This is a genomic window from Dyella sp. (assembly GCF_035508675.1).
Taxonomy (GTDB): domain Bacteria; phylum Pseudomonadota; class Gammaproteobacteria; order Xanthomonadales; family Rhodanobacteraceae; genus Dyella_B.
Window position 1 is genome coordinate 1 of record NZ_DATJMN010000027.1, and the last position, 5,949, is coordinate 5,949.

The window sequence follows — 5,949 nt, forward strand, 5'->3', positions numbered from 1 at the left end:
TCCGCGACGACGACACCAGGGATACGACGCTCGGGCTCCATGTCGTCGATCTTCCGATCGCCGGGCTCGCCGCCGGAGAAACCATCCAATTCACGTTCCTATGGCGAGACACGGAAACCTGGGAAGGCCAAGACTACGAGATGCTGATTACGGCGTGCTGATTCATGTGCGGCAACAACTCGTACTTCACCATTTGCCCAGGCTTGATTTTGATCAAGCCGGATCGCCGAATCCGTGTTGAACTGCAAGCCTGTACGAGTATGATCGAATTGATTTAACGCAACTCTCAGGCGATCCCTTCAACGCCATCCGCGTTGCAAGCGGCGAGCCCAGGTTCGGAGTGACGCCATCCATGTGCCTCGCCATTCCCATGCGCGTCGTCGCGATCGAAGGCCACGTCGCCCATTGCGAGGCCAAGGGAATCGAACGCGATGTCAGCCTGTTCTTGCTTCAGGACGCGCAGGTCGATTGTGGCGATTTCGTGATGGTGCACGTCGGTTACGCCATCCAGAAAATCCATCCCCAGGCGGCACGCTCCGCGTGGGAGACCTATGACACCATGGTTCAAGCGGGCGAAAACTGAATGCGCGGCACGGACCCATCCCATGCATGAGCTTTCGATATGCCGCGCACTGCTGGATCAGGTCGAGATCCTGGCCGCCGAGCACGGCGCGCAGCGCGTTGCTTCGATCACCCTCAGCGTAGGGCCTCTTTCAGGGGTGGAGCCGGACCTGTTGCAAGCCACCTATCCGCTGGCCAGCAGCGGAACCATCGCCGATGGAGCCCGGCTGAAAATCATGCAAACACCGCTGCGCGTGCGTTGCGAACAATGCGGCGCGGAAACGGCGGCCACATCGAATCGATTGGTTTGCGGCGCCTGCGGCCACTGGCGCACGGTGCTCATCAGTGGCGACGAATTGCTGCTGACCGATGTGGAACTGACCACGTAAACGGCAACGAGGAAGAACGGACATGTGCGATACCTGCGGCTGCAACATCACACCCGCCAACCGGCAGCTCGTCTACCGTCCCGCCAACAGCGGGAACGCCGTCACGGCGGTGAGCGTGCTCACCCATCTGCTCGCCAGGAACAACGATGCCGCTGGCCACAATCGCATGCACTTGGACAAGCACGGCGTGCTCGCCGTCAACCTGATGTCCTCGCCCGGCGCCGGCAAAACGTCCCTGCTCGAAGCGACCATCGATGCGCTGAAAGACGAATTCCGTATCGCCGTGATCGAAGGCGACCTCGAGACCGAAAACGACGCCCGGCGCATTCGCGCCAGGGGCGTGCCGGCCATCCAGATCACCACGGGAAGCGCCTGCCATCTCGATGCCCATATGGTGCACGAGGCCCTGCATGAGCTTTCGCTCGACGACGTGGACATTCTCTTTATCGAAAACGTCGGCAACCTCGTCTGCCCTGCCAGTTTCGACCTCGGCCAGCATCGGCATGTCGTACTGCTCGCCGTCACCGAGGGCGACGACAAGCCGGCCAAGTATCCGGTAATGTTCCGCGTCGCCGAGGCCGTGCTGATTACCAAGACCGATCTGCTGCCGCATCTGGACGATTTCAGCATCGACGATGCAAGCCGCCACGTGCGGGAGCTGGCGAATGCCGCACCGATCATGCCGCTATCGGCGCGCAAGCACATCGGGCTCGACACGTGGCTGGACTGGCTGCGCAGCGAAGCGGCTGTGCGCCGTTCGCGCCCTGCAGCCGGCAGCGTGCCCGGCCATGCGTCCGCACCGATCGCCGCGGAATAAGGCCATGTCCGTAAGCGCCAGCGAGTGGCTGCAGCGCATTCATGCGATGGCCTTGCCGCGCACGGTCAAGATCATGAACGTCTGCGGCGGTCACGAGCGCTCGATCTCGATGGCCGGATTGCGCGCAGCGCTGCCGGCGAACATCGAACTGATTCCGGGACCCGGCTGCCCGGTATGCGTGTGCCCCGAGGAAGACGTGTACTGCGCCATCCAACTCGCGCTGCGTGAACGTGTCATGCTTGTCGCTTTCGGCGACATGCTGCGCGTTCCCGTCAACGCGCCCAAAAGCGAAGCGCGGTCGCTCGAGCAGGCACGCGCTACCGGTGCCGACATACGCCCCATCGCTACGCCGATGGAAGCAGTGCGCATCGCGCGCGCGAATCGGGATGTGCCGGTCGTCTTTTTCGCCGCAGGCTTCGAAACGACCAGCGCGCCGGTGGCCGCCATGCTGATCGAGGGCGTTCCGGGGAATCTCTACGTGCTGCTTTCCGGGCGGCTGACCTGGCCGGCGGTGGCGATGCTGCTGGATTCGGGCACGCCGGGTTTCGACGCGCTGATCGCGCCGGGGCACGTGTCGACCATCATGGGGCCGGAAGAATGGCAATTTGTCGTGGACAAGCACGGGCTTCCCGCCGCGGTCGCCGGCTTTACGCCGGAATCGCTGCTGGCCGCCACCTACTCTGTGCTGCGGCAAATACAGGAACAACGCTACTTTCTCGACAATTGCTATGCCGAAGTGGCGCACCCTGACGGCAACCCCACGGCGAGGCAGCAGCTTGCCGATGCATTCGACGTCATCGATGCGCCGTGGCGCGGCGTGGGCACCATTCCCGCCTCGGGCTTCGCACTCAAACCCGCGTACGCCGCGCATGATGCGCGCCGGCGATTCCCCATCCATGGCGACGACGCGCGAAAGCGCGCCGGGGAGATGCCGCTGGGCTGCGATTGCGCCAAGGTCGTCTTGGGCAAGATTCGTCCCAACGAGTGCTTCCTGTTCGGACGCGCCTGCACACCCCAGCATCCGATCGGCCCGTGCATGGTGTCTGATGAAGGCGCATGCCGCATCTGGTGGGCAAGCGGCATCCGCGAATCGAACAAGATGGCGATGTCATGATGCCGTCTTGCGTTGGGCGTGGCCGCGCGCCATGAGTTCTCGCGGTCATGAGGTGGCGATGCGGTTATGGCTGGGCGGCCAGGTCCAAGGCGTCGGATATCGTCCGTTTGTCTATCGGCTCGCGCAGCGGCTGCAGCTCAAGGGTTGGGTGCGCAACCGCTCCGGCCAGGTGGAAATCGAGGCCGATGGCGACGCTGTCGCGCTGGAGCAATTCCAGTGGGCACTGGTGCATGAAGCACCGTCGTTGGCCAAGCCAAGGATCGTATCGTGCGAGGAGATCCCGCCCTTCGATAGCCCGACCTTCGCCATCCTGGACAGCGAAGAAAGCACGCACGCCGACGTGCACGTGCCGCCGGATTACTACGCTTGCGACGATTGCCTGCGCGAACTGCGCGACCCGAACGATCGCCGCTATCGCTACCCCTTCATCAACTGCACGCAGTGCGGGCCGCGCTATACGCTGATCGAGCGGCTTCCCTACGATCGCCCGCACACCAGCATGGCGGCGTTCCCGCTGTGTGCGGATTGCCGCAGGGAATACAACGACGCCAGCGATCGGCGCTTTCATGCCGAACCACTCGCCTGCCCTGTTTGCGGTCCGCAACTGATGTTTGTCCAGGGCGACGCCGTCGTCGACGATTCCACCAAAGCGCTTGCCGCCTGCGTCGCTGCGCTGAAGGCGGGCCAGGTCGTGGCGGTCAAGGGCATCGGCGGCTATCACCTGATGTGCGATGCCACGCACTCGGCAGCGGTGGCAAGGATACGCGTGCATAAACCGCGGCCGGCCAAACCGCTGGCCGTGATGTTTCCGGTCGACGATGATCTTGCCGCACTGCGCCGCGCCGTGGAACTCGACACCGAGAGCGAGTGCAGGCTGCGCGACGTCATGCGTCCCATCGTGCTGGTCAGGCGCCGGCGCAACGGCGGCTTGTGCGAGGAGATTGCGCCCGGCCTGGACGACATCGGCGTGATTCTGCCTTACAGTCCGCTGCATCATCTGCTGCTCGGCGACGTCGGTGTGCCGCTGGTCGCGACCTCCGCCAATATCAGCGGGGAGCCCGTGTTGATCGACCAAGCCGACGTCGCAGCGCGATTGCGTCACGTCGCCGATGCCTGCCTGCATCACAATCGGCCGATCGTGCGGCCCGCCGACGATCCCGTATTGCAGGTGGTCGCCGGCCGCGCGCGCATGCTGCGCCTGGGACGCGGCAACGCACCCTTGGAATGGGAACTCCCCCACGCGATCGAACGCCCTGTGCTGGCGGTGGGCGGACACGCCAAGAACACCGTCGGCATTGCCTGGGACAGGCGTGTGGTGATCTCACCGCACATCGGCGAATTGAATTCGCCGCGCAGCCTGGAGGTATTCCACCGCACCCTCGCCGACCTGCAGCGTTTGTATGGCGTGCACGCCGAGCACGTCGCATACGATGCGCATCCCGCGTACGCCAGCACGCGCTGGGCAGAGCAATGCGGCTTGTCGTTGACGAAGGTTTTTCACCACCACGCCCACGCATCGGCGCTTGCCGGCGAATATCCGGACGTCGAACGCTGGCTCGTCTTCACCTGGGATGGAACCGGCTACGGCGAGGACGGCACGATCTGGGGCGGCGAAGCATTGCTCGGAGCGCCGGGATCGTGGCGTCGCGTGGCGACGATGCGCCCGTTCCGCCTGCCGGGTGGCGAGCGCGCCGCGCACGAACCGTGGCGCAGCGCATGTGCGCTGGCATGGGAGACCGGAAGCGAGTGGGACGCGGCGCCCGCTGGTGCGGACGTGCTTCGCCATGCATGGCAACGGCGTCTCAATGCACCCACCACCAGCGCCGTCGGTCGTTTGTTCGACGGTGCCGCGGCCATGCTCGGGCTGACCCAGATGGCAAGTTTCGAAGCGCAGGCGCCGATGATGCTCGAAACGGCGGCACGCACCGCATGGCCGGCCAAGCCCGTTAGCATGGCGATCGAGAAAAATGCCCGGCAGCTGTGGGAAGCCGACTGGAGCGCCCTGCTGCCGATGCTGCAAGACGCAGGCATGTCCATCGGCGCGCGTGCCGCCGCGTTCCACGCAAGCCTGGCAACGACGTTGCTCGACATCACCAGGCATGTGCAGGCTGAGCACGGCCCTTTCGCGGTCGGCCTCACGGGCGGCGTCTTCCAGAATCGACTGCTCGCGGAGCATGCCTTGGCGGAACTCGGCGATGCAGGCTTCGATGCATACCTGCCCGCGAGCATCCCTCCCAACGATGCCGGCATCAGTTTCGGCCAACTCATCGAAGCCACACGGACGACCACATGACGATGCGAGAGACCCATATCCTGCTGGCTCACGGCAATGGCGGCCGGCGCATGCGCGAACTGATCGACGACGTGTTCGCGCGCCATCTCGCCAACCCCTGGCTGGATACACGCGCGGACGCAGCCACGTTGCCGATACACGGCAATGAAATCGTGATCACCACGGATGGCTTTACGGTGCAGCCGCTGGAATTCCCCGGCGGCGATATCGGTTCGCTCGCCGTACACGGCACGGTCAACGACCTGGCGGTCGTCGGCGCGACGCCCCTGTACTTGAGCCTCAATGCCTTCATCGAAGAAGGGCTTGCGCTCAAGCAGCTCGACCGCATCGTCGCCAGTCTCGCCCGCGCCGCACAGCATGCCGGGGTCCAAGTCGTCACCGGCGACACCAAGGTCGTCCGCCGCGGCGAAGGCGGCGGCCTGTACCTCGCCACCACCGGCGTGGGCACGCGCGATCCGCAGTTACGCCTTGGGCTCGATCGGGTTCGCATCGGCGACGCCGTACTGGTCAGCGGACCGGTGGGCGATCATGGCATTGCCGTAATGCTCGCGCGGGAGGAATTCGGCTTGCGTGGCGACGTCGCCTCCGATTCGGCATCGGTATTCCCGCTTTGCCAGGCGCTGCTCGACCTGCCGGGATTGCGTTTCATGCGCGATCCCACGCGTGGCGGACTAGTGACGGTCGCGCACGACATCGCGATGGCCGCGCGGGCGCAAGTGCGCCTTGATGAGCTGCAGATTCCCGTACGCGATCCGGTGCGCTCGGTTTGCGAGAT

The 5,949-nt window shown here is 64.7% G+C and carries 6 protein-coding genes; all 6 read left to right on the forward strand.

What is annotated here, in order from left to right; genetic code table 11:
- Nucleotides 1-352 precede the first annotated feature (352 nt).
- On the forward strand, nt 353-583 hold the full coding sequence (locus VMA74_RS01530) for a HypC/HybG/HupF family hydrogenase formation chaperone (protein ID WP_325364126.1): 231 nt from the start codon (nt 353-355) through the stop codon (nt 581-583).
- Between the two features lie 22 nt (nt 584-605).
- A complete protein-coding gene (locus VMA74_RS01535; protein ID WP_325364128.1) occupies nt 606-950 on the forward strand; it encodes a hydrogenase maturation nickel metallochaperone HypA in 345 nt (114 codons plus the stop codon).
- Nucleotides 951-972: 22 nt separating this feature from the next.
- A complete protein-coding gene (hypB, locus tag VMA74_RS01540; RefSeq protein ID WP_325364130.1) occupies nt 973-1,767 on the forward strand; it encodes a hydrogenase nickel incorporation protein HypB in 795 nt (264 codons plus the stop codon).
- A gap of 4 nt (nt 1,768-1,771) precedes the next feature.
- Nucleotides 1,772-2,881, forward strand: coding sequence for a hydrogenase formation protein HypD (gene hypD / locus VMA74_RS01545; protein ID WP_325364132.1), 1,110 nt, complete (start codon nt 1,772-1,774; stop codon nt 2,879-2,881).
- A gap of 31 nt (nt 2,882-2,912) precedes the next feature.
- Complete coding sequence (gene hypF / locus VMA74_RS01550; protein WP_325364134.1) at nt 2,913-5,174, forward strand: carbamoyltransferase HypF; 2,262 nt, start codon at nt 2,913-2,915, stop codon at nt 5,172-5,174.
- Nucleotides 5,171-5,949 (forward strand): hydrogenase expression/formation protein HypE (gene hypE / locus VMA74_RS01555; protein WP_325364136.1); only part of this gene is annotated, 779 nt, incomplete at its 3' end. The genes hypF and hypE, both read left to right, overlap by 4 nt.

Coding starts and splice junctions, on each gene's coding strand:
- VMA74_RS01530 (WP_325364126.1), top strand. CDS start 353: ATGTGCCTCGCCATTCCCATGCGCGTCGTCGCGATCGAAGGCCACGTC.
- VMA74_RS01535 (WP_325364128.1), top strand. CDS start 606: ATGCATGAGCTTTCGATATGCCGCGCACTGCTGGATCAGGTCGAGATC.
- hypB (WP_325364130.1), top strand. CDS start 973: ATGTGCGATACCTGCGGCTGCAACATCACACCCGCCAACCGGCAGCTC.
- hypD (WP_325364132.1), top strand. CDS start 1,772: ATGTCCGTAAGCGCCAGCGAGTGGCTGCAGCGCATTCATGCGATGGCC.
- hypF (WP_325364134.1), top strand. CDS start 2,913: ATGAGTTCTCGCGGTCATGAGGTGGCGATGCGGTTATGGCTGGGCGGC.